We start from the raw sequence: 23,012 nt of genomic DNA on the forward strand, positions 1-23,012 counted from the left end.
TACCCGTCTGTCATTATGGACGCGCTTATCGGCATAAAAACTATCAAGACTTAGCGGCTTTTAGCTACTGTGCGGCTAAGCAAGAGAGGTACTATGGCTTTGAGGGACATTTGCTTGTTAATTTATCTGGCATGATTAAAGGCTTTACCGTTGCCCCTGCCAATGTTGATGAAAGAGCGGTTGCGCCTGATATTACTGACCATATCCATGGTTTGCTCGGCGCTGATAAAGGGTATATCAGCCCTAGTCTGACATCGTACTACGACGCTCAAGGAGTGGATTTACAAACGCCACTCAGAGCCAACATGAAAGAGGATAGACCCAAACCTGTGGTAAGACGGCTAATGAAAGCCCGCCGTATCGTTGAAACAGTCATTGGTCAGCTATCAGAACGATTTAATATACAAAGAGTGCGAGCAAGAGATTTATGGCATTTGTCTCATCGATTGATTCGTAAAATTCTGTCGCATAATCTGTGCTTTGTACTCAACAAAAAACTTGGTAATCCGCCTCTTCAGTTTGATTTGCTTATTTCAAGTTGAGAGTGGGGTCAATTAAGTAAATCCAAACCGTGTGTCATTCTAGGGCGTGTCCTCAATTCAATCGATAGCCATCTAAATGGGCTAAAAATGGCCAAACGGTGTCAAATAGCTGACTAATATCTCGATATTATCTGCGCTATTTTCCTTGTTTGACGGCAATTTATCTCATTTTTATCACCATTTTTAAAATGAGGACACGCCCTAAAACCGCGCCTTTACTGTCAGTGGTTTTTATAAAGTGGTGAGTGTGCTTTGCAAATTGTGACAGCAAACCGGCAAAAATTTGCTAGGCTATTTTAGGTTAGAGTATATCTTTGTCTCACATACAGCGATAAGCTTTAGGTAACGCAGCGATGGCTGATATTTGCTGTCGCTTTGATGCGAGCAGGCATCTCACCATGTTTGGCTGTCTTTTATAAGTGATTGACTGATATACGCCTTAAATAAAACATTGACACACATAGAGCGGCTAGAGTGACCATGAGCATACGTTTAAGATACGCACTGATGAGTGATACCAGCTGGCAGCAGATGGCAGAGTGGCAAACGCCAGACACGCCGTTTATGTCATTTGCTTTTTGGCAAGCGCTGGCAGCCACGGGCGCCATCGGTGAGCAGGCAGGCTGGCTGCCGATATATGTCTTGATCCATCAGGTCGATGAGGGTACAACACCGCCAAGCGCCGCTGACATCAAAAACAGCAAGGCACACTCTGACGGTGACAATAAGGCATTAGCGGCAAGCGACAAGGTATCCGTCACGCGTCCTATAGCGCTGCTGCCAGTCTTTATTAAGGGTCATCACCGCGGTGAGTTTGTGTTTGATCATGCTTGGGCAGAGGCCTACGCGCGCTATGGTGTCGACTACTATCCGCGGCTGGTCAGTAGCGTACCTTATACGCCGATTACCGGTCAGCGGTTTTGGCTGGCTGATGGCGAGCGCCTGTGTGCCGATATCATAAAGACCGCCCTAGCAGGTGTAGATGATATTGCTCAGCAAGTGGGGGCATCAAGCTGGCATGGACTGTTTGTCACGCCTGAGTTGGCCGATATTGCAGCAGCCGCCATGCCGACAGATAGCGAGGTCATGAGTGCACTGACGGCGCAAGAGCAGGGCGGCGCAGCGGTGGCCATCGACATACCGATACTGGAGCGTCAGGGCTGTCAGTTTTTGTGGCAAAACCAAGACTTATTAAAAAACGCGCAGCCATTTGCAGATTTTGAGGCATTTTTGGCAACATTAAGAGCCAAAAAGCGCAAGACCATCCGCGCTGAGCGCCGCAAGGTCACCGAGCAAGGCATCCGTTGTCAGCGTAAATGCGGGAATGCGATTTGTGAGGAGGACTGGCACGCTTTTTATCATTGCTATGTGATGACCTATGCGGTGCGCGGCCAGCAGCCTTATTTAACGTTAGATTTTTTTATGGCGTTGGCCGCGAGTATGCCTGAGCACCTGATGCTGGCTCAAGCGCGTGATGCGCATGGTGACATCATTGCCAGTAGTTTATTTTTGTATGATAAGCCCGATAGCAAAGACGCGACTTTATACGGTCGCTATTGGGGCGCGCTGGCGGACTATGATAGCTTGCATTTTGAGCTGTGCTATTATCAAGGCATCGAGTTTGCTATCGAGCAGGGTTTGAGCTATTTTGATCCAGGGACGCAAGGCGAGCATAAGCTGGTTCGCGGTTTTATACCGACGACGACCCATTCGTTGCACCGCGTTTATGATGGGCGGTTTGTGCCAGCCATTGCGGACTTTTGCCGTAGAGACAGAGAGCATATGGCCGAGTATCGCCGGCAAGCATTTGACGCCTTACCGTTTAATGCTGATAATATGCCCGCCGCTGATGCCAGTCGCTAGCGCTGCTCTCATCTATTTTTTTATCCGTCTTTTATCCGTCATCATTAGCCGCTTATTATGCCTAGTAACCACCTGTTTTGCCCTGTACCGCCACCCGCCGAGCTACACGCTTGGCTCAATGTCGAAGGCTCTTTGACTGCTGTACTAGAGGTAAAAGCTCGGCAGCCCTTGCGCGTTGAGCGCAGTTTTGAGGGCTATCGCGCGCTGACACTGGCACAAAAGCGCCAGCTGGGTATACGAGGCGCGCGGCTAAATCGGCCGATGCTGGCGTGGGTACGCGAGGTGTACCTATATGGCAATGATGAGCAGCCGTGGGTCGAGGCACAGAGCATCTTTCCGTTGCCCAGTCTCAAAGGCCGCGCCCGCCGTTTGCAGCAGCTCAAGAGTACGCCCATCGGTTATGTGTTATTTAAGCGCAGTCGCACGTTGCCCAATCAGCGTTTTATCTCGCATACGGCCAAAGGCTGGCAACGGCAAACGCGTTATGACTGGTATGGGCGGACGCTGCTGATCAGTGAGACGTTTTTGCCCGCGTTCAGCCAAAATAGACAATCACAGATAGGCTGCAACAGAGAACAGAAAAATTTATATCCAAGCACATAAATATATCGTGATAAATACTTTATTTTATTGGCTATTTATTTGCAGTATAAGGCCATTTAATTTGTTCAGCTTAGTGTGAGGTTTTTTTGCCCTCACCATACAAATTTTCATGTTACACTTAAACTTTAGCGATGATATCGACGCCTGCGTGTCGATTTGATTGTCGATATAGACACGTCAATGACAGGCCAATTGCCTGTGCTTGCCTGTTTTACCTCATTTTGCTACTCGCTTCTTTTCGATAAACACTACCATTAACGATAGCCACTACCTAGGACATTATTATGTTTAAAGATATTTCTATCAAAGAGTTTGATCCAGTACTTGCAGAAGCCATGGCCGCCGAAAGCGTGCGTCAAGAAAACCATATCGAGCTTATTGCCTCAGAAAACTACTGCTCACAAGCGGTTATGGAAGCACAAGGCACCGACCTAACCAACAAATACGCGGAAGGCTATCCAGGCAAGCGTTACTACGGCGGCTGTGAGCACGTCGATGTGATCGAGCAATTGGCCATCGACCGCGCAAAAGAGCTGTTTGGTGCAGAATACGTCAACGTCCAGCCGCACTCTGGTAGTCAAGCAAACTCTGCCGTATTTTTAGCGTTGCTAGAGGCCAATGACACCGTACTTGGCATGAGCCTAGACGCTGGTGGTCACTTGACTCACGGCGCGCACATCAACTTCTCAGGCCTGAACTACAACGCCGTACAGTATGGCCTCGTCGAAGGCACTGGCCTGATCGACTATGACCAAGTTGATGCTCTGGCTCGTGAGCACAAGCCAAAGATGATCATCGCAGGTTTTTCCGCGTATTCACAAGTCGTTGATTGGCAGCGTTTCCGTGATATCGCCGACGAAGTGGGCGCGTACTTGCTTGTCGATATGGCACACGTGGCGGGTCTGGTTGCAGGCGGCGTTTACCCAAGCCCAGTGCCCTTTGCCGATGTGGTCACCACCACCACGCACAAGACCCTACGTGGCCCGCGCTCAGGTATGATCTTGGCGCGTGATGAGACGCTGGCGAAAAAGCTAAACTCTGCTGTCTTCCCAGGCAACCAAGGTGGCCCGCTCATGCACGTCATCGCGGCAAAAGCGGTTTGCTTTAAAGAAGCGCTAGAAGACAACTTTAAAACCTATCAGCAGCAAGTGGTCAAAAACGCCCAAGCGATGGCAAAAGTCATCCAAGAGCGTGGTTATGAAATCATCTCTGGCGGTACTGAAAACCACTTGATGCTCATCAGCCTCGTCAAGCAAGAAATGACGGGTAAAGAAGCAGACAAATGGCTTGGTGATGCCCACATTACTGTGAACAAAAACGCCGTACCAAACGATCCAAAATCGCCATTTGTTACCTCTGGTATCCGTATCGGTACGCCAGCGATTACCACGCGCGGCTTTAACGAAGCACAAGCAGGCGAGTTGGCAGGCTGGATCTGTGACGTACTAGACAGCCGCGGTGACGAAAAAGTCGCTGCTGAAGTACGCGGCAAAGTAGAAGCTATCTGTAAAGAGTTACCAGTTTACGAAAAAAACCAGTAATTTTCGATTGCTTGATTTTTACAGTTAGGTTGAAAAAAACCGCTTAGCTTAATGGCTAGGCGGTTTTTTATTGCGCGGGCGTTTAGATTTATAACAATTTTAATTTGAACTGACTATACAAAGTTACCTGACACACCTTTTAGCCACCAAGCTGGTTTAAAGCCAATGCTAAGATGAGGCCAATGGTGGTGCTAATACCCGCCCAATGGTTGCTGCGTTTGAAGGCGGTCGGGAAGACCTCGGTGGCCAAAGAGGCAATGACTGCCCCTGCAGCAAAGCAATTGATCGCACTAATAACGGCGTCATCGACATTTTTTAGTAGTATCTTGCCCAAGATAGCCGCCAGTGATAATAAAGCTGCGGCCCCAACCCAAAGCATCAGCACTTTTTTGTTGCTGGCACCGTTGCGGCGCATTTCTTTGGCACCGCCTGCTGCTTCTGGCAGGTTCGATAACAAAATAGAGCCGGCCAGAGCCGCCACTTGCATGACGTTGCCGCTGATTAATGCCACACCCAGCGCTAAGTTTTCTGGGATGCCATCGAGAGTGATGGCCGCCAGCAGCCCCGAGCCGCCATCGGCATTGAGCTTTTCATCGAGTAGATAATCGACACTCGCAAATACCACTGCGCCCAACAGGGCAAAAGCTGCGGTAATCCAAACCCCGCTGTCAGTCACCGCCGGCTGCACCAGCTCGATGACCACTGATATCATCAGCGCGCCGCCAGCGACCGCCAATAAGTTCCCCTCAAGCCAGCTTGGCAAGCGGCCATAAAGCCCCCATAGTGCTCCGATAATCAGAGCACCGGATACCACAACAATCACTGCAAATATCAACATAGTATGCCTCATTATTTTTATAAGGTATTGATAACGGCTCATGGGTTTTGTGTCATTAGAAGTTGCGTAACGATAGGGTTAGGTACTGTTAGCGCTCTGCTTTTTTTATATTAAACGCCTAAAAAAGCCCCAAACGCCCAAAAAAGCCCCGATTATAAAAATAATCGAGGCTTATGAAGCGCAGTTCAGGTTAACTTTTGATTAAATAGCTTACATAAACGGCAGTTTGATAAATATCTGTAATATCGTGGCGTTGACGATATCGACAAAAAACGCGCCAACCATCGGCACAATCAAAAACGCTTTTGGCGAAGGCAAGTAACGATCAGTGACCGCCTGCATGTTGGCAATCGCCGTCGGCGTCGCACCCATACCAAACCCACAGTGCCCTGCTGATAACACCGCCGCGTCATAGTCTTTGCCCATGACCTTAAAGGTAATCAGGTAAACATAGATGATCATAATAGCGGTCTGCACCAATAGGATGATCAGCACAGGGCCTGCCAGATCAGTCAGCTGCCATAGCTTGAGAGACAGTAGCGCCATGGCCAAAAACAAGCTCAAAGAGGCGTTACCAAACACATCGATTGAGCGATCAAACATATCGAAGTTAAATAAAGTGGTGAGTACATTACGAATGATAACACCGCCTGCCAGCGCCCAAACGAAGGTAGGTAGCTCAAACCAAGTGTCGGCGGCCAGCAGCGTCATCACATCGGCAAACGCCAAAGCGGCGGCAAATAGCGCCAACGTCTCAATGGTCGAGGAGGCGGTGATAAAACGCATACTGTCAGGTCTTTCAAAGATTTCTTTGTTGCTATGGGCAGAGTCTTCATCATGTTTGGTGCTATATAGCGATTGCGCCCCAGCGACTTTTTCGATATCACTAGGGTTGGGGTTGGCAGGGGTTGGCTTGAGACCGAGGCGTCGAATCAGGCGGCGCGCCACAGGGCCACCGATGATACCGCCTGCGACCAGACCATAAGTGGCCACTGCGATACCAAGTGTGGTCGCACCCACCACGCCATAGTCTTCTTCTAAAGTAATACCCCAAGCGCCTGCGGTGCCATGTCCGCCCGTCAGAGCAATGGAACCTGTCACCAGCCCAAGCAGAGGATCGAGTCCTAACACGCTGGCCATAGCGACGCCCACGATGTCTTGTAGCACGATAAACACCGACACCACGATCGTAAAAATCAGCAGCGGCGTGCCACCAGCTTTTAGGCGACTAAAATCAGCACTGAGACCGATGGAGGCAAAAAACATCAGCATGGTCGCAGTTTGGAGCCCCTGATGAAAGTTGAAGGTATAGCCCCACACCGTATTGAGAATATAGACCACGATTGCCGCGACCAAGCCGCCAGCCACTGGTTCTGGAATATTAAAATCTTCTAAGAATTTAATCCTTTTGACCAAAAAGCGCCCCATTAGCAGCACTAAAGTGGCCAGTATCAGCGTGTAATAGCCGTTTAAGGTAATTTCCATACGTTAATCCTTTCTATAAAAATAAATTAACCTGAATTCGGGATAAATGTGGCTTTATCTCGAATTCAGGTTTGGTGATGATTTTTGGTTAAGCGGAGTCTGTCGGCGGTGTTATGACCCACAGTTGCGGCTTGCCAAACTCTTTATAGGCGTCCTCAATGATGCGTTGAAACATGGTAAAGTCTTTAGTCGTTATGTTGGTTACCATCGTCAAGTCCAGCACAAGCTTGGTCACATCGCTGTCGGTCAAGCAGTCCCAAGCGCTGTCCCAGTTGTGCGAAAAATAACTGGGAAAGTGGCACACTGCTGCCAGACTGCTTAGCAACGTGTGCTTGTTGAGTACGTCAGCGATAGGGATGACAGTTGCCTGCTGTAGCGCGTTATCGTGCTCGGCGCTGTCAGGATTGACATAATAAATGGCTTGGCTCATGTTATTTTGCTTCCAGTTTATGAAAGCTATCGTAGTGGTCCACGGTCAGATAGTAGATGGTGGGCGGATGACCGCCTGTGACGATACGCCTAGCACCGCGGTGCGATACGCCGGGTGTGGGCACAGTGTACTCACGGTAATAGCCTTGTGTCTGTATCGGTAGCCTGCCTTCACGGTTATAAAAAGTCGAGCCGTCTTTATGCGGATAAGGAAACGGCCCGCCTTGTCGAATCAGCGCGATGGTATGATCTATTTGCGCGTCACCGGTGATAGGGCTGGCGCTGTTAGCTGGCCGCGATAGGGCAGCCGAGTCGATACTCGGATCAGGCTTGGCACTATCGCGATACTCGGCGACCGCAGCACCTTCAGTGTGATCGACCAATGCCCCAGTATTTATATCAGCATTTATATCAGCGAAAAAATAAATCGCCGCGACAATCAGAGCCAACACACCAAATAACGTGGCACGTGGGCTGTTATTGTTTTGCTTGCCGCTTTGCATAAGGGCATCGTCCTTTAGGTGGGTTTATATCGTAAGCTCGGCTCAAAATCAACACCTTGCTCATGGCGGATATCAAGGTAATAACGCGGTAAGAGTATGCTAGGGCGCGTCCTCAACTCAATCGATAGCCATCTAATTGGGCTAAAAATGGTTAAATCTGGTCAAACGGTGTCAAATAGCTGACTAATATTTCAATATTATCTGCGCTATTTTCCTTGTTTGACGGCGACTTATCTCATTTTTGTCGCCATTTTTAAAATGAGGACACGCCCTAGATAGATAAAAGTTATTTTTTATTTGCTACCCCTGGCTGCTGAAAACCACACAGCAGCAATTTAATAAAAAACGCCAGCAACTTAGCTGACGTTTTTGGTGGATTATACGTGAAGTTAGGCGATGGATGATAGGTTTGCGTCCAATTCGCCTTTGATAAGTGGTCGATAAATATGTGATAAGTTACGCGCGCGTCTCGCCGTGACCATAGACGATCCATTTTTGTGAGGTCAGACCTTCGAGCCCTACAGGGCCGCGCGCGTGGATTTTGTCGGTTGAGATACCAATCTCAGCACCCAAGCCATACTCAAAACCATCGGCAAAACGGCTAGAAGCATTGATCATCACACTGGCCGAATCAACCTCACGGATAAAGCGCTGCGACTTGGTATAGTTGTCGGTGATGATAACGTCGGTATGATGGCTGCCATGGGTGTTGATATGTTCAATGGCCTCGTCGATACCAGATACCACCTTGACCGCCAAGATAGGGGCCAGATACTCGGTATCCCAATCCTCGCTAGTGGCTGCTGATAGATGACCTTGCAAGGTCGCATTGTCATTTAAGATGGCTTGTGCCTTATTATCAAGGCGCAGTTGCATGGCGTCATCCGCTTTTATGATGGCTTCGGCAATCTTTGGTAACAGCTCACTTGCGACATGCTCATCGACCAATAGTGTCTCCATGGTATTACAGGTGCCATAACGGTGGGTCTTGGCATTGACACTGACTTTAATCGCCGTTTCGGCATCGGCATCGCTATCGATAAAGGTATGGCAGTTACCATCTAAGTGCTTGATGACCGGTACTTTGGCATCGCGGCTGATGCGCTCGATCAAGCCTTTGCCGCCGCGAGGTACGATGACATCGACGTAGTCTGTCATGGTGATCAGCTCACCGACCGCCGCGCGATCCGTCGTTTGTAAGACCTGCACGCTGTGCTCAGATAGGCCGACCTTTTTTAGTCCTTGTAGGATACATTTGGCCAGTGCTTGATTGGACTCAAAAGCTTCAGAGCCACCGCGCAAGATGATGGCGTTACCTGATTTTAGCGCCAAAGAGGCGGCTTCTAAGGTGACGTTGGGGCGCGACTCATAAATCATACCGACCACACCGAGGGGGACGCGCATTTTGCCTAAATGAATACCAGAGGGGCGGTAGGTCATGTCAGTGACCTCACCGATAGGGTCAGGCAAGGCCGCCACGTCTTTTAGGCCTTGTAACATACCATCGAAGCGCGCGTCGTTTAGCTCAAGGCGATCTAGTAGCGCGGTGTCCAAGTCGTTTTTTTGACCCTTGTCCATATCGATTTTGTTGGCGGTCAAGATGTCTGATTTGGCGTTTTTTAGTACGTCATGAATCGCCATCAGCGCCGCGTTTTTATCGCCAGTATTGGCTGCCGCGAGGGCGCGTGAGGCGGCGCGCGCTTGCTTGCCGACCGTTTGCATGTAAGCGGTAACGTCTGTGGTAGTGGTTTGAGTCATAAATATGTCCTTATGGTTATCAGTGTCTGACAGGGCGATCAATGCCATAAATAATAAAAGCGCCTAGCAAGGCAAAAGTTTAACAAATATAGAAGGTTAAATGCTCAGATGGCATTGTGCTATTTAACATAGAGGAGATTGCGTCGATAGTAAAGACGATTTTGTGAACAGCGCCCGCTTGACCGCATCTATTTGTCGACTTTCAGCGGTGTGTCAGGGGCGGTTACATGATAGTTACCTGTTTTTAACACAATTGTGCTGTAACTACTAAGGTAGTCAAACGACATCGTTAGTATAGTGAAGGGTCAAGTAGGGGGCAGCCGAACGCCCATGCTCCTGTTAAATGAATCAATATACTCTGTATTAATGAGGAAGAATGACATGGCTATGCTCTATAAAATGGACAAAAACTGGCTAACTATTGGATTGGTGGCGGCCGCCTTGACACTCAGCGCTTGTGGCAAAAAAGACGATGCGCCGATGGAGACCGAGCCTGCTGTCGACGCACAAACCACAGTAGAGACCGAGGCGACGGGTGTTGCGACTGCAGAGTCTTCTGATGATGTGGCAGTGGCAAGTGCTGATACCAGTGTCGATGACGCAATGGCGGTAGGTGACAATGATGATGTCGCGGTGGCAACTGCTGACGATGCCGAAGTGCTGGATGGTACAGAGAGTTCAGAGCACATCTCGACTTATTAATCGGTCTGACTAGACAAGATAATTAGATAAGATGATAGATGGTGCCTGATGTTTTTTACAGATAAGTAGGCATCAAAACAAGTAGGCGTCAAAGGCGATAAGATAACAGCACGCCAAGCTTGCTAAAGTGATAAAATAGCGCCCAGTGCTGTCGATGCAGACTGGGCTTTTTTTATGTGGGTAAAGGGCGGCCAACGTGGTACACGGGCCAAACGCCTAGGTACCTGACATAGATAACATTTGCCTTTTTGCTGCGGAATAAGAGACAATGGCACATTTTTATTCGTGTTTTCACTCATATTTATTGGAAGTCTGCTAAACCATGCTTGATACTGCAAAAAATCCGACTCGGCCTATCGCCTTAGATTTACAAGATATCCATAAAAGCTACGGCTCATTAGCAGTGCTAAAAGGGGTGTCGCTCACCGCTTATGATGGTGATGTTATCTCGATTTTGGGTTCGTCCGGCTCAGGCAAATCTACGTTGCTGCGCTGTATTAACCTATTAGAGAAGCCCAATCAAGGTCGTATATTCATCGGTGATGAAGAGCTGATGCTAAAGCCTGCCAAATCAGGCGAGCTACAAGCGGCAGATATCAAGCAGTTAGAAAGCTTGCGCGCGCGCGTGGGTTTTGTCTTTCAAAACTTTAACTTGTGGCCGCACAAGACCATTTTGCAAAACATCATCGAAGGCCCGACGCAGGTCCTAAAAATCAAAAAAGACCAAGCCATCAGTGATGCCGAAAAACTGCTCGACAAGGTAGGGCTGCTTGACAAAAAAGACGCCTATCCGGCCAATCTCTCTGGTGGTCAGCGTCAGCGTGTCGCCATCGCCCGCGCGCTTGCCATGCAGCCGCAAGTACTGCTATTTGATGAGCCGACCTCGGCGCTCGATCCTGAGTTGGTCAATGAGGTGCTGGCGGTGATGCGCGAGCTGGCAGAGGAAGGGCGTACCATGCTCATTGTCACTCACGAAATGCGCTTTGCTCGTGAAGTCTCAAGTAAGGTGGTGTTTTTACACCAAGGCGTCGTCGAGGAGATTGGCACGCCTGAGCAAGTATTTGACAATCCTACCTCTGAGCGCGTTAAGGACTTTATGTCCTCTCACCGCCAAAACTAGCCACATGGCTGCTATGCACTGTATTACAAAACTAAGATAGCATTAAAAAATTAGGGCAGCGCGGCCGTTGCTGTCCTCAAGCGAGTTAACTAATTAACTAAGCCTGAAAATCACCTCTATAATAAAATCTAACGCTTGGACATGATTTTTAGTCATGGCTATGTGGTCATTAACATTGATGGTTTATTACCCAACAATAACAGTCCGTATGTAAAACGTTTGTTTTTGATATTTTACTCAGGTATTATCAGAAGGTTTATAGGCGGCTGTGCATGACGGCTGTCTGTCTATTCTGCTATCTATATTCTATATTGCTTGTCTGGCAGGGACGTCAGAGAACAAAATATCAGAACTCTATATCAAAAACTCATCAGAATTTAAGGAATGTATGATGTCGAATTCTCGCCTATTGTGGTCGTCGATGACCGTTACTGCAGCGTTGATGCTGAGCGCTTGTAGCCAACCAGCCAATGAAGCTGCTGATACCAATGCCGATGCACCGGCAGCAGAAACCGCTGGCAAGACCATTCGTATCGCTACCGAGGGCGCTTACCCTCCTTTTAACTATACCAATGCCGATGGCAGCTTGGGCGGGTTTGATATCGATGTGGCCAATGCGCTATGCGAGCAAATGCAGGCGGATTGTGAAATCGTCGCTCAAGAATGGGACGGTATTATTCCGGGGCTATTGGCACAAAAATACGATGCGGTAGTCGCAGGTATGTCTATCACCGCTGAGCGTCAAGAAAAAGTAGACTTTAGCGAGCCATACTTTGCCAATACCATGGTTTGGCTGACCAAAACCGATGGTAGCTTTGATCCGACCTCGATCAAAAACCTCACGCTCGGTGGTCAGCGCTCGACCACGCCTGGCGCTTATCTACAAGATAACTACGAAGGCAAAGACGGCAACACCGTGCAGTTGTACGACAACTACGACAACGCTTATTTGGACCTAAAATCAGGCCGTAGCGATGCGGTATTGGCCGAAAAAGTCTCAGCCAAATCTTGGCTGGCAGACAATACCGAAGGCTTTGGTATTGTAGGCGATGAAATTGACAATGACGATAATATTGCCATTGCCGTGCGCAAAGGCGACTCACTCAAAGAAGACTTTAACAAAGCTCTGAGCGAAATCCGTAGCAACGGTGAATTGGCGCGTCTTGAGCAGATAAATTTTGGTCAATAAGCTGTCGGGCGTGTCAGCAAACGAATACTAACCCGCCTTATAAACAAACAGTAATCCATAAGTCATGAGTGACAAACGGCTGGTAAATATATTAAGGAATAACCCTATGACAATTTCAATGACTCGCTCTATGAGCAAAAAAGCCCTTTGGCTTGCGCCACTAAGCGCGGCCATGCTAATGCTGGCAGGCTGTAACAATAGCTCGGCACCAGCAGACAGCGCCGAGGCAGATGCAGCAGACGCCCCGTTAAACATCAAAATCGCCACCGAATCGAGCTACAAGCCTTTTAGTTATACCGATGCTGATGGCAATCTGATCGGCTATGAGATTGAGCTGGTCGATGCCTTATGTGCGCAAATGAAAGCAGAATGTGAAGTCATCTCACAAGACTGGGATGGCTTGATTCCAGGGCTCAATGCACAAAAATTTGATGCCGCCATCGCGGGTATGTCTATCACCCCTGAGCGTAAAGAAGTGGTGGATTTTAGTGACCCTTACTTCCACAGCGGTATCATCTTGATCGGTAAAAAAGGCGATGACCTCGCTATCGATGCGCTAAAAGGCCAGCCGATCGCGTCTCAGCGCTCAACCGTTGCCTCACAGTATCTACAAGATGAGCACAGCGATGCGGATATCAAACTCTATGACACACAAGACAACGCGTATCTAGACCTTACCTCAGGTCGCGTGCGCGGTATGATGTCTGATAAAGTGACAGGTGTTGACTGGCTAAAAACAGAAGCTGGGCAAAACTACGAAGTCAAAGGCAATGAAATCAGCAGCGACGATGATGCGATGGGTATTGCTTTTCGTAAAGGCGATCCGCTAGTAGCGAAGTTCAACAAAGCCTTGTCTGAGCTAAAAGCCAACGGCACCTACGATCAAATCACGGGCAGCTATTTTGGCACCAGCTCAACCGCCGCTGCGCAAAAAGCCGTCGCCACAGAAGGTGTGGAAGAAGTGCTGGTCGTTGATGATGGCGATGTCGATGCCAATGCGGTCATCGCTGACCAAGAGCAAGCAGAAGCCGCAACGAACTAATCTTACCGCTCATCGCTATTTGGGCGCATAGGGTCATCTCTGTGACTACTGGCGTAGGGTAGCGATGGGTATTGTTTTTATCACAACTCTCAAGGATGATCATGAATAATCGTTTTGACCACCGCCGCGCCGTCGCCACTGTACCTGCCAAAAGCCCTATCAGCGTGCGACGTTGTTTAGCACCGTTTGTCGCAATAAGTGCGCTTGTTACGTTGGTCGGTTGTGGTACTGGCCAAAACGAAACCGCCTCTGATGACCCTCAAGACACAGCCGCCGCTGCTGCGACAGGTGAAGTGCTGCGTATCGGTACCGAAGGTGCTTATGCGCCGTTCAACTATACCAATGCTGATGGCAGTCTTGGCGGGTTTGATGTCGATATTGCCAATGCCATCTGCGCTGACATGCAGATGACGTGTGAGATCATGGCGCAAGACTGGGATGGCATCATTCCAGGACTCAAGGCGGGTAAGTACGATGCCATCGTCGCGGCGATGTCGGTCACGCCTGAGCGCGCCAAGCAGGTGGCATTTACCGAGCCATACTTTAGTAATGTGCTGGTGTTTTTGGCCAAAAAGGACAGCAGCTTTGATCCTACCAATAGCAGCGACATCAATGCGCACTCTATCGCCGCTCAGCGCTCGACCATCTCATCGCAGTGGCTGGAGAACGCCTATCCAAAGGCCGATATCAAGCTGTATGATACCTTGAGTAATGCCTTTTTGGATTTGGGCTCAGATCGCGTCGATGCCATGATCTCTGATAAACTGCCAGCACTAGAGTGGCTCGGCTCGCCATCAGGCAGCAATTATGCACTCAAAGGCGAGGAGATCGATATCAATGATAACTTTGCGATTGCCGTGCGTCCTAACGATGAAGACTTGCAAGCCAAAATCAATCAGTCGCTGGCCAATCTCAAGGCCAATGGCACTTATGATAAAATCAATGAAAAATACTTTGCCGTGCCTACCAGTGCAGCGGCAACGCCAGCAGTAGATGACGCAGCGCAGTAAGCTTGTCGCCACATGCTTGGTAAAGCCACAGGTCTGCTGAGATATTCTATGGCGTGGTTGTCTTTACAAGGTCATTATAAGACCATTTGCTATTAATTAGTCAGCACAAGGACATTGCCATTGGATTACCAGTGGCGATGTCTTTTTTGTTTTGGGCAGATCGGTGCTTTATGGTTGCAAAGAAAGGTCGATTTTTATCAAATCTATCTGATTTGTTTGCTATTTATCCCGATAAGTGTCTATTTAGGCAACGCTTTTACGTCTTAGTGTTAACATAGCGGCGAGCGAATATGATAAAATCAGCGCTCATTTCTACTGTGTCAATTACCGTCGCCATAGTCGTATGAATATCACGTCACTCTATGACGCAAAAAACCGCCCGTCTATGCGGTTTTTTATACGACTATCAGCCGCGCTCAGCTATTGATGCTGATTCTTTTAACTCATATTTTGCAACTTGCTAATATAAAGAGACTGAGTGGATAATTGTGTTTGATTTACAAGGATTTGGCGCGCTTTTATTAAGCGGCGCTACCGTCACCATAAAGCTTGCGTTGACTAGCCTAGTTATCGGTATGGCTTTGGGCTTGCTCGGCGCGACAGCAAAGATGTCCAATATATGGGTGCTGCGTAAGCTGGCGACTGTCTATACTGCCACGATGCGCGGCATACCTGAGCTGTTGTTGGTGCTGTTTATTTATTATGGCGGCTCCATACTGCTGATGAGCATCCTCAAAAAATTCGGCTATAACGATTATATCGAGATTAGCGCGTTTTGGGGCGGGGTCATGGCGCTCTCGATTGCTTTTGGTGCTTATGCGACCGAAATTTTTCGCATGTCGATTCAAGAGATTCCAGTCGGGCAACGCGAAGCCGCGCAAGCGATTGGTATGCGTCCGCTGCAGACTTTTTATCGTATCACCTTGCCGCAAGTGTGGCAGATTGCCTTGCCAGGTTTGGGTAATTTGTTTTTGGTACTGCTCAAAGACACAGCGCTGGTCTCGGTTGTGGGCCTTAAGGACATCATGTATCAGTCCTCGCGGGCTGCGCAGTCGACACAGCAGCCATTTACGTTTTATATGGCGGCGGCCATTATTTATTTGGGTCTGACCATGTTGATTACCGGTTTTATGATGTGGCTTGAGTGGCGTGCCAATCCAGCGGCGCGCTACGCCAAAAAAATCAGCCGTCAGTCAACACAACGTCAATCGACCATAGGGTAGAGGAGAGAGACTATGGATTGGAATTGGCAGGTCATCTTTGACCATATCCCTGATTTGATGGGTGGTGCGGTGCTGACCGTACAGCTGGTGGTGATATCAGGTATCATCGGATTGTTTTTTGGTCTGATTTTAGCGCTGCTACGCCTATCGAAAAATTGGGCAGTACAGATATTACCGTTTTTATATATTTTCTTTTTCCGTGGTACGCCGCTGCTGGTACAGATATTTTTGATTTATTATGGTCTGGGTCAGTTTGAGGCAGTGCGTGATTCGTTTTTATGGGAGCCGGTACTCAGTCAAGCTTACTGGTGTGCGATCATCGCCTTTACCATGAATACCAGTGCGTATTTGGCAGAGATCATTCGCGGTGCGATTCAGGCCATTCCCGTAGGCGAGCTAGAAGCTGCGGATGCGCTGGGTATGTCGAAGTGGCAAAAGCTGACCCGCGTGACACTGCCGCGCGCCTTTGGTATCGTCATCCCTGCTTATAGTAATGAAGTCATCTTTATGCTAAAGGGTAGTGCGCTGGCCTCGACCATCGCTTTGATGGATATCACAGGGGTGGCGCGGACGATCAGTGCGCGAACCTATACCTTGATGGAGCTGTTTTTTGCAGCAGGTGTCATTTATCTGCTATTAACGTGGGTGATCTTGTTTAGTTTTAGAATGTTTGAAAAACGTATGAATCGCCATGCCAGCTATGTACCACCCGATGTGGTGACCAATACCATCCCTTAAGGATATCAGTCAGCATCGCCACTTTTGATGTTTGTGAATAACTTGCTATGAGAGCCGAGTATGAGTCAATCGCCCCATATGTCGCTGGTCAATGCCATCGCCGCCAATGCCAATAATGATGAGAGCATGACCGATGCCAATCAAAGCCTGCGCGCGCCGATTGGTAAAGTGGTTTGTGTCGGTCGTAATTACGCAGCGCATGCTCGCGAGCTGGGCAATGAGGTACCTACCTCGCCGATGCTGTTTATGAAGCCCGCCTCTTCCGTGGTGTCTATCCGCCAAGGCGTGGTCCGTCCAGATCCGGCAGTATTTGGCGACACGCACTATGAGACTGAGCTGTGTATCCAGCTGGCAACAGACTTATCTGCTGCGACGATGGAGGAAGCAGCGCAAGCCATCGGTGCGGTGACGGTGGGGCTGGATCTGACTTTGCGCGATTTGCAGTCTGAGCTAAAAGCAAAAGGCCATCCATGGGAGCGCGCCAAATGCTTCGATGGCGCTTGTGTGCTGGCTGACTGGCTCGATCCCCAAGCGTTTGGCGACTTTCGCAATGTCGCCTATCAGCTGTATATCAATGATAGCCTCAAGCAAGACGGCGATACTGCTTTGATGCTGTTTCCGGTATATGAGCTGCTGGTCAATATCAGTCATGCCTTTAGCTTACAGGCAGGCGATGTGATTATGACGGGTACGCCAAGTGGTGTTGGGGTGTTACACGCTGGTGATACGCTGACCCTAAAGCTTGGCGCGCATGAGTGGCAGGCAGAAGTACACTAGGACATTGCCTAGCTAGTGCGTACTTTATCTAATAAGATTGTCTAAAAAATCCCAAGTGACCGTTTGGGATTTTTTTATTGGCGCTGTTTTTTATGAAAATGACTTTTGTGGGAGTGGTTTTTATGACAATGGCTTTTATAAGAGTGTTTTAGGAAGCTATTTGATGAGCATGGTTGACGCTTATCACTGTAACAACTTGGCAGCCTTTGGTGGGTCGCTGAGTGATAATTTAGCAGTTATTGTCAACGTACTGTCATAAATGCTCGGTAGACTTGAGCGTAACTTATATCGTTGTGGTGGATTTGATAAAGCCGCAACCCATCCTTTACGCCACTCTAGCCAAATAGCAAGGTGACTGAACATGACGTTATTGAACAAACCACTCGCTCATGAAGCCGTAGAAGATTCAAACACGAGCAATAATATCGAATTTCAAACCATCATCAATCGACGTATGCATCGTCGCCATATCTTAAAAGGCGGTACAGGGCTGACGGCGGCGGCGTTTTTTGGGGCGCTGCCTTTGGTTGGCTGTAGTGACGACGATGACGACAGCCCATCTCGCCTGCCCAGCGACGATGACCAAGCCGCCATCCCAGCACAAGGAAATCTCAAACGTCCCGACACCCTAAAATTCACTGCAGTGGCGCATTCGACAGCCGATACCATGAGTGTGGCGGAAGGCTATCAGGCAGAGATGATATTGCCACTAGGGACACCGCTGATGTCTGGTATCGCCGACTGGAAGGACAACCGTGAGCAGTCCGCTGAGTCGTTTGAGTGGCGTATGGGCGACAACCATGATGGCATGTGGTTTTTTGGCAAAAAAGGCAATACCTACGATGCCAAAGCCTCTAAAAACGGCCTGCTGGTCATGAACCATGAGTATGTCAATAGCAGCGAGCTTAGTCCATTTGGTTATCATGTCATCTCGGATAACAATGCGGCACCCATTTATCAAAACCGTCGTCTGGCCAGTGATGTGCGCCGCGAGGTCAACTGCCACGGGGTCGCTGTCGTTGAGATGACGCGCCGTGCCGATGGATTGGGTTATGAGATGGTCAAGGATTCAAAATACAATCGCCGTATCACCAGCAGTACGCCCGCCCAGCTGACGGGTCCTGTGGCAGGCTCTGATTTGGTCAAGACAAAGTTTGATCCAACAGGGTTGCAGACGCGTGGCATCAACAACAATTGCGGCGCAGGACTGTCGCCGTGGGGTACCTATCTGACGACAGAAGAAAATTTCTTGGGCGTATTTGCGCGTGGTCAAGACGCCGAGCAGCTAAGCACAAGTCATAACTACGGGCGTGAGCGCTATGGGGCCAGCGAAAACTTCTCTGGCTGGGAGTATCTGTGGCATACGCCTTATGCCAAAGATGAAATCATAGCTGATGAGTTTGCCCGCTGGGATATGACCGCGACAGGCACTGATGCTACTGAGGATTATCGCAATGGCTTTAATACCTTTGGTTACATCACCGAAATCGATCCTTTTGATCGGCACTCAGCACCGCAAAAACGCACGGCACTCGGTCGTTTTGCACACGAAAACTGTGCGTATGCGCCCGTCGAGTCAGGTAAACCTGTGGTGTTTTATATGGGGGATGATGCGCGCGGCGAGTATATTTATAAGTTTGTCTCAAAGGCACGATGGTCCAATGCAGATATCGGCGGCGGCCTCAAAGCTGGCGACAAATACCTAAATGAAGGCACGCTGTATGTGGCGGTGTTTCACGAAGACGGTCGCGGCGAGTGGCGGCCACTGGTCCATGGACAAAATGGACTTGATGCGAGCAATGCTGATCTGCCATTTGCTGGGCAAGATGAGGTGTTGGTCTTTGCGCGCGCTGCTGCCGATGCCTTGGGTGCGACCAAGATGGATCGACCAGAGTGGGTGTCGGTGAGCCCCATGACAGGCGAGGTGTATGTGACCTTGACCAACAACAAATATCGCGGCGAGCGTGAGGATCAGCCTCTCTCAGCAGCCAACCCGCGTAGCTATCAAGTCAATGGCAAACCAAGTGGTAATGACAACGGTCATATCATTCGCTGGGCCGAAGCAGGCGGTGACCATGCCGCAACCAGTTTTGAGTGGGATATCTACTTGTTTGCCGCGCCCAATGAGCTGGCGGCAGAAAACTTATCGCAATTAAACAAAAACAATGACTTGTCATCGCCTGATGGCCTGTACTTTGATCCGCGCGGGGTATTATGGATTCAGACCGATGATGGCGCGTATACCGATACCAGCAGTTGTATGCTATTGGCCGCGTTGCCTGGTCAGGTCAGCGATGGCACGCTGATCACCACATCTGCAGGCCAGCAAACCCGCGTCGGAATGCCCGCCCGTGATGACAATATCAAACGTTTTTTTGTCGGTCCCGAAGGCTGTGAGGTGACAGGCATCACCATGACGCCAGATTTTAAAACGTTATTTATCAACATTCAGCATCCTGGCAACACATGGGGCGCGGTGGCTGGAGGTAGTACGCCGCGCTCGGCCACCGTGATGATTACTCGCGAAGATGGCGATGTCATATTGGCAGAATCGTTTACTTAGAGCGCTTGGATGACTCGGCTGCGGTAGTGAAATGGCTGAAATAGTGAACGGCTGCGATGGTAAAGCGGCGGCACGGTGATTACAGATACGGATAGTGATGTTAGCTAAAACCGCAAGCGCTGGCTTGGGGTTTTTTTCTGTGAGTAGCGGCAGATGTCACGACGTTTTATCGTAAAGCGGCTACCAGTTACATCATTTTTTTCTATTGCAAGCGTTTACAGGCTAGTATATAAATATCTTTTGACCAAATGTGTCCATTTTATGAACGCACTAACGAGTAACACTATGGACAGTGTAGAGATTATTTATAAAGACAGCATGAGGCCTGATAGCTCAGATGAAGCAGGTCATGAGCTGGCCGCGCATTTTGCCTCAGAGACTGCCGCCACAGACCACACAGTAGCGCCGCATAGCGACCTGTATGAGCAAATCGATCAGCTAGCCGCCATCGATATCGACGAAATCATCAAACTGCAAGCCGATGATGCCAACGCCGTGACGACACATCCTGTGCTGTATGCCGATTTTTTTGAAGGGCTTGCGCAGCTGGCGACGATGGGCGTGGTGGAGGTGACAGAGATTGTGGAAGCCATTCACCGCGAGGTGATTTTACGCCCTTTGGGACGGTTTAATGAAAACCACCTTAACAATTGGCAACGGGGTATCACGGGGCGTATATATGGCACCATACGCCAAGTCATGCTACTGGTGGGCAACAATCTGGCCACGGTGCTGCGTATCTACAAAACCATGAGGCGCCAAAAAAACACTCAGCCGTTGCCCGACACCCTAAAAAAACTGGTCAATGTGCTAAACGGCGTGATGGGTGATCATCTGATCAATCATAAAAACGCACTGGCCATACCGATGCAGCTCTATGATAGCAATGGTGATACGCAGTTAGCGACGCTCTCAGGGCGAGTGGTGATCTTATGTCATGGCTTATGTATGAGTCATCTCAGTTGGCAATCCGCAGCAGGCAATCATTTGGGGGAGGCCATCGCGCGCAGTCAGCCTGAAGCGACAGTGCTGTACCTTGATTATAATACGGGGCGGCGTATCTCGCGCAGTGGCCGTAAGCTGTGTCAGTTACTACAAGACTTGATCGAGCAGCATCCCAATATCAGTCAGATCGATCTGGTCGGTCACAGTATGGGCGGCTTGGTCGCTCGCAGTGCGCTGTTTTATGGCGAGCAAGACCATCTGGCTTGGGTCAAGCGGGCCGGCAATCTCATCACCCTCGGCTCACCGCACCACGGCGCGGTGCTAGAGCGTATCGGTCATCATGTACAGGATATCATCGCCAAGCTGCCGTTTGCAGGCTCGCTTGCCAAGTTGGGCGAGATGCGTAGCGCAGGTATCATTGATCTGCGTCACGGTAGTATTCGTGATGTAGACTGGCGGGCGCTGGAGGGCCGTAGTGTGCTGCCGCAAGACTTTCGGCATCCTGCGCGCTTGCCAAGTGGTATCAAGACGTATTTTGTCGCCAGTGCATTGGTCGAGACCCATTATGACTCGAAGATGACACACCTGCTGGGCGATGGTCTGGTCTCTGTCGCCTCAGCGCTTGGAGAAGATGATGCCGAACATGCTTTGTTTGTCCCTGAGGGGCATAAAGCACTGTTTTATGGCGTCAGTCATATGAATCTGATTCATAGTAGACGGGTGCGCGAGCAAGTAGTGGCGTGGCTGTTAGCTAATGGCCGCAGTGACTACGCCGAGCAGCCGCGGATATATTCTTATCCCAAAAGTCTGGGACTGATGGTATAAAGGTAGGTTAGGCTAGATTGCCTTTGCTAAGCACAGCATCATAAAAAAAGGCCCTCACACTTTATATTGAGGGCTTTTTATTGAGAGGTGTTTTACCAGATACCGCCTATTTAGCAAAGATAGCGGTCACATCGTCTTTATCAAACGGATAGATCTCACCGCAAAAACCGCAGTCCATCTCAAACGTCCCGCCTTGCTCTTCGACGATATCTAACGCTTCTGCTTCACCGATTTGCTCGATGGCTGTCTCGCACTTTTCGCGTGAGCAAGTACAGCCAAATGATAGCGCCACAGGCTCAGGTGCCACGATGTTTTCTTCATGATACAAGCGGTATAAAATCTCGCTGGTATCGAGTGTGGTCAGCTCTTCTGCTTTTAGCGTACGCGTGAGGACGTTTAAGCGCGGCCATAGGTCATCATCGATGCCGGCATCTTGGTTTTGCTCGACTTCGTAGGTTTCCTCAGCGGTACGTGGCAACATTTGTACCAAAATACCCCCAGCTTGTAGGCCGTCTGATGCTAAGTTGATCAGCGTTGGAATCTGCGCGGACTGTTTTTGATAGTGCGCCAAGCAGTCTGCCAAATTGTCATGACTACGCTCGACGATACCTTGATAAGAGTCGCCGCCGTCAGGCTGAATATTGATAAACAATACGCCTTGGCCCATCGCGCCAAGCTCCGCAAAAGCGTCTTTGGCTGTGGTCATGCTCTCCCACGCTTGTGCTTGCGCGTCGGTGTCGGCCTTCCAGCTGGCAAGCGCGCGGATGATGCCGTCTTGGTCACACTCCGCCATCGCCCAATTGAGCAGGCTCTCAGGGTCTGAGGACTGCAGCTGGATAGACAAACGACCGTTGATTTTGACAGTGCTGATCAGCAAGCTTGCCGCCGTCATCATCTCACCCAATAAGCGTTTAATCGCTTCAGGATAGGGCTTTTGGGCAATCGTGGTCGCATAGCTGCGCGATAGACGCACCACATCACCGCGTACAGGCGAGTCTTCAATAAAAAAGCGCTGGCGAATGTCGTTGTAGCTGGTGGTTTGGGTGTCAGTATTTGGTGCTTGAGTATCTTGAGTCATAACTGGCTTATGTCATTGAGAAGTTGCTAACTTTATGGGGATTGTTGCGTATTTATCAATCTTATCAATTACCCCTGATGGCCGTCGCGGGTTAGATAGGTAATCGCCAAAGACCATCATTCTATATTTTGCACAAAAAAGTTTATCGCCCGTTGCAATTTTGTTGTACAGTAACATTAAGTTGCATTGTGATAAACAATAGCAATAACGACAAGGGTGCATGACAACCAGTCAGTCG

At 49.4% G+C, this 23,012-nt stretch carries 20 protein-coding genes; 14 read left to right on the top strand and 6 right to left on the bottom strand.

The genetic code is table 11. The features are described 5' to 3' along the window. The 4 genes from JFC05_RS04455 to glyA all read left to right on the top strand — a co-directional run. Window positions 1-542 (top strand): IS982 family transposase (locus JFC05_RS04455; RefSeq protein ID WP_198335940.1); only part of this gene is annotated, 542 nt, incomplete at its 5' end. A gap of 486 nt (window positions 543-1,028) precedes the next feature. After that, a complete protein-coding gene (locus JFC05_RS04460; RefSeq protein WP_198336024.1) occupies window positions 1,029-2,405 on the top strand; it encodes a GNAT family N-acetyltransferase in 1,377 nt (458 codons plus the stop codon). Window positions 2,406-2,462: 57 nt separating this feature from the next. Then, window positions 2,463-3,008, top strand: a complete 546-nt coding sequence (locus JFC05_RS04465) for a chorismate--pyruvate lyase family protein (protein ID WP_198335941.1) — start codon at window positions 2,463-2,465, stop codon at window positions 3,006-3,008. A gap of 284 nt (window positions 3,009-3,292) precedes the next feature. Next, window positions 3,293-4,549: a serine hydroxymethyltransferase gene (gene glyA, locus JFC05_RS04470; RefSeq protein ID WP_198335942.1), complete on the top strand. Its 1,257-nt coding sequence runs from the start codon at window positions 3,293-3,295 to the stop codon at window positions 4,547-4,549. Between the two features lie 139 nt (window positions 4,550-4,688). Here glyA and JFC05_RS04475 read toward each other — a convergent pair whose 3' ends face one another. The 5 genes from JFC05_RS04475 to JFC05_RS04495 form a co-directional block, all read right to left on the bottom strand. Next, on the bottom strand, window positions 4,689-5,387 hold the full coding sequence (locus tag JFC05_RS04475) for a ZIP family metal transporter (RefSeq protein ID WP_075101748.1): 699 nt from the start codon (window positions 5,385-5,387) through the stop codon (window positions 4,689-4,691). Between the two features lie 210 nt (window positions 5,388-5,597). Beyond that, the gene (gltS, locus tag JFC05_RS04480) at window positions 5,598-6,872 is read right to left on the bottom strand and encodes a sodium/glutamate symporter (RefSeq protein ID WP_198335943.1); all 1,275 of its coding nucleotides are present in this window, start codon (window positions 6,870-6,872) and stop codon (window positions 5,598-5,600) included. Between the two features lie 88 nt (window positions 6,873-6,960). Beyond that, window positions 6,961-7,302, bottom strand: a complete 342-nt coding sequence (locus JFC05_RS04485; RefSeq protein ID WP_198335944.1) for a barstar family protein — start codon at window positions 7,300-7,302, stop codon at window positions 6,961-6,963. Between the two features lies 1 nt (window position 7,303). Continuing rightward, the gene (locus JFC05_RS04490; RefSeq protein ID WP_198335945.1) at window positions 7,304-7,804 is read right to left on the bottom strand and encodes a guanyl-specific ribonuclease; all 501 of its coding nucleotides are present in this window, start codon (window positions 7,802-7,804) and stop codon (window positions 7,304-7,306) included. Window positions 7,805-8,260: 456 nt separating this feature from the next. Next, a complete protein-coding gene (locus JFC05_RS04495) occupies window positions 8,261-9,562 on the bottom strand; it encodes a glutamate-5-semialdehyde dehydrogenase (protein ID WP_198335946.1) in 1,302 nt (433 codons plus the stop codon). Window positions 9,563-9,943: 381 nt separating this feature from the next. Here JFC05_RS04495 and JFC05_RS04500 point away from each other — a divergent pair, with 381 nt between their 5' ends. From JFC05_RS04500 to JFC05_RS04545, 10 genes are all read left to right on the top strand, one after another. Further along, window positions 9,944-10,264 carry a hypothetical protein gene (locus JFC05_RS04500; protein ID WP_192995886.1) on the top strand — a complete coding sequence of 107 codons (321 nt, stop codon included), beginning with the start codon at window positions 9,944-9,946 and terminating at the stop codon, window positions 10,262-10,264. Between the two features lie 322 nt (window positions 10,265-10,586). After that, complete coding sequence (locus JFC05_RS04505) at window positions 10,587-11,384, top strand: ABC transporter ATP-binding protein (protein ID WP_198335947.1); 798 nt, start codon at window positions 10,587-10,589, stop codon at window positions 11,382-11,384. 388 nt (window positions 11,385-11,772) lie between these two features. Continuing rightward, a complete protein-coding gene (locus tag JFC05_RS04510) occupies window positions 11,773-12,573 on the top strand; it encodes a transporter substrate-binding domain-containing protein (protein ID WP_198335948.1) in 801 nt (266 codons plus the stop codon). A 106-nt stretch (window positions 12,574-12,679) separates the two neighbouring features. Further along, complete coding sequence (locus JFC05_RS04515; protein ID WP_198335949.1) at window positions 12,680-13,615, top strand: transporter substrate-binding domain-containing protein; 936 nt, start codon at window positions 12,680-12,682, stop codon at window positions 13,613-13,615. 101 nt (window positions 13,616-13,716) lie between these two features. After that, the gene (locus tag JFC05_RS04520; RefSeq protein ID WP_198335950.1) at window positions 13,717-14,625 is read left to right on the top strand and encodes an ABC transporter substrate-binding protein; all 909 of its coding nucleotides are present in this window, start codon (window positions 13,717-13,719) and stop codon (window positions 14,623-14,625) included. Window positions 14,626-15,113: 488 nt separating this feature from the next. Then, on the top strand, window positions 15,114-15,848 hold the full coding sequence (locus JFC05_RS04525; RefSeq protein ID WP_075101739.1) for an ABC transporter permease: 735 nt from the start codon (window positions 15,114-15,116) through the stop codon (window positions 15,846-15,848). Between the two features lie 12 nt (window positions 15,849-15,860). Continuing rightward, the gene (locus tag JFC05_RS04530; protein WP_105244776.1) at window positions 15,861-16,586 is read left to right on the top strand and encodes an ABC transporter permease; all 726 of its coding nucleotides are present in this window, start codon (window positions 15,861-15,863) and stop codon (window positions 16,584-16,586) included. 60 nt (window positions 16,587-16,646) lie between these two features. Then, the gene (locus tag JFC05_RS04535; protein WP_198335951.1) at window positions 16,647-17,363 is read left to right on the top strand and encodes a fumarylacetoacetate hydrolase family protein; all 717 of its coding nucleotides are present in this window, start codon (window positions 16,647-16,649) and stop codon (window positions 17,361-17,363) included. Window positions 17,364-17,724: 361 nt separating this feature from the next. After that, window positions 17,725-19,926: a PhoX family protein gene (locus tag JFC05_RS04540; protein ID WP_198335952.1), complete on the top strand. Its 2,202-nt coding sequence runs from the start codon at window positions 17,725-17,727 to the stop codon at window positions 19,924-19,926. Between the two features lie 261 nt (window positions 19,927-20,187). Then, complete coding sequence (locus JFC05_RS04545) at window positions 20,188-21,696, top strand: GPI inositol-deacylase (RefSeq protein ID WP_227697405.1); 1,509 nt, start codon at window positions 20,188-20,190, stop codon at window positions 21,694-21,696. Between the two features lie 106 nt (window positions 21,697-21,802). Here JFC05_RS04545 and hslO read toward each other — a convergent pair whose 3' ends face one another. After that, the gene (gene hslO / locus JFC05_RS04550; RefSeq protein WP_105244780.1) at window positions 21,803-22,774 is read right to left on the bottom strand and encodes an Hsp33 family molecular chaperone HslO; all 972 of its coding nucleotides are present in this window, start codon (window positions 22,772-22,774) and stop codon (window positions 21,803-21,805) included. Between the last annotated feature and the right edge of the window lie 238 nt (window positions 22,775-23,012).

The organism is Psychrobacter celer, from assembly GCF_016107555.1.
Classification (GTDB): Bacteria; Pseudomonadota; Gammaproteobacteria; order Pseudomonadales; family Moraxellaceae; genus Psychrobacter; species Psychrobacter celer.

What these genes read in the sequence shown, in the direction of transcription:
- JFC05_RS04465 (WP_198335941.1), top strand. Translation starts at nt 2,463, where the DNA reads ATGCCTAGTAACCACCTGTTTTGCCCTGTACCGCCACCCGCCGAGCTA.
- glyA (WP_198335942.1), top strand. Translation starts at nt 3,293, where the DNA reads ATGTTTAAAGATATTTCTATCAAAGAGTTTGATCCAGTACTTGCAGAA.
- JFC05_RS04475 (WP_075101748.1), bottom strand. Translation starts at nt 5,387, where the DNA reads ATGTTGATATTTGCAGTGATTGTTGTGGTATCCGGTGCTCTGATTATC.
- gltS (WP_198335943.1), bottom strand. Translation starts at nt 6,872, where the DNA reads ATGGAAATTACCTTAAACGGCTATTACACGCTGATACTGGCCACTTTA.
- JFC05_RS04485 (WP_198335944.1), bottom strand. Translation starts at nt 7,302, where the DNA reads ATGAGCCAAGCCATTTATTATGTCAATCCTGACAGCGCCGAGCACGAT.
- JFC05_RS04490 (WP_198335945.1), bottom strand. Translation starts at nt 7,804, where the DNA reads ATGCAAAGCGGCAAGCAAAACAATAACAGCCCACGTGCCACGTTATTT.
- JFC05_RS04495 (WP_198335946.1), bottom strand. Translation starts at nt 9,562, where the DNA reads ATGACTCAAACCACTACCACAGACGTTACCGCTTACATGCAAACGGTC.
- JFC05_RS04500 (WP_192995886.1), top strand. Translation starts at nt 9,944, where the DNA reads ATGGCTATGCTCTATAAAATGGACAAAAACTGGCTAACTATTGGATTG.
- JFC05_RS04505 (WP_198335947.1), top strand. Translation starts at nt 10,587, where the DNA reads ATGCTTGATACTGCAAAAAATCCGACTCGGCCTATCGCCTTAGATTTA.
- JFC05_RS04510 (WP_198335948.1), top strand. Translation starts at nt 11,773, where the DNA reads ATGATGTCGAATTCTCGCCTATTGTGGTCGTCGATGACCGTTACTGCA.
- JFC05_RS04515 (WP_198335949.1), top strand. Translation starts at nt 12,680, where the DNA reads ATGACAATTTCAATGACTCGCTCTATGAGCAAAAAAGCCCTTTGGCTT.
- JFC05_RS04520 (WP_198335950.1), top strand. Translation starts at nt 13,717, where the DNA reads ATGAATAATCGTTTTGACCACCGCCGCGCCGTCGCCACTGTACCTGCC.
- JFC05_RS04530 (WP_105244776.1), top strand. Translation starts at nt 15,861, where the DNA reads ATGGATTGGAATTGGCAGGTCATCTTTGACCATATCCCTGATTTGATG.
- JFC05_RS04535 (WP_198335951.1), top strand. Translation starts at nt 16,647, where the DNA reads ATGAGTCAATCGCCCCATATGTCGCTGGTCAATGCCATCGCCGCCAAT.
- JFC05_RS04540 (WP_198335952.1), top strand. Translation starts at nt 17,725, where the DNA reads ATGACGTTATTGAACAAACCACTCGCTCATGAAGCCGTAGAAGATTCA.
- JFC05_RS04545 (WP_227697405.1), top strand. Translation starts at nt 20,188, where the DNA reads ATGAACGCACTAACGAGTAACACTATGGACAGTGTAGAGATTATTTAT.
- hslO (WP_105244780.1), bottom strand. Translation starts at nt 22,774, where the DNA reads ATGACTCAAGATACTCAAGCACCAAATACTGACACCCAAACCACCAGC.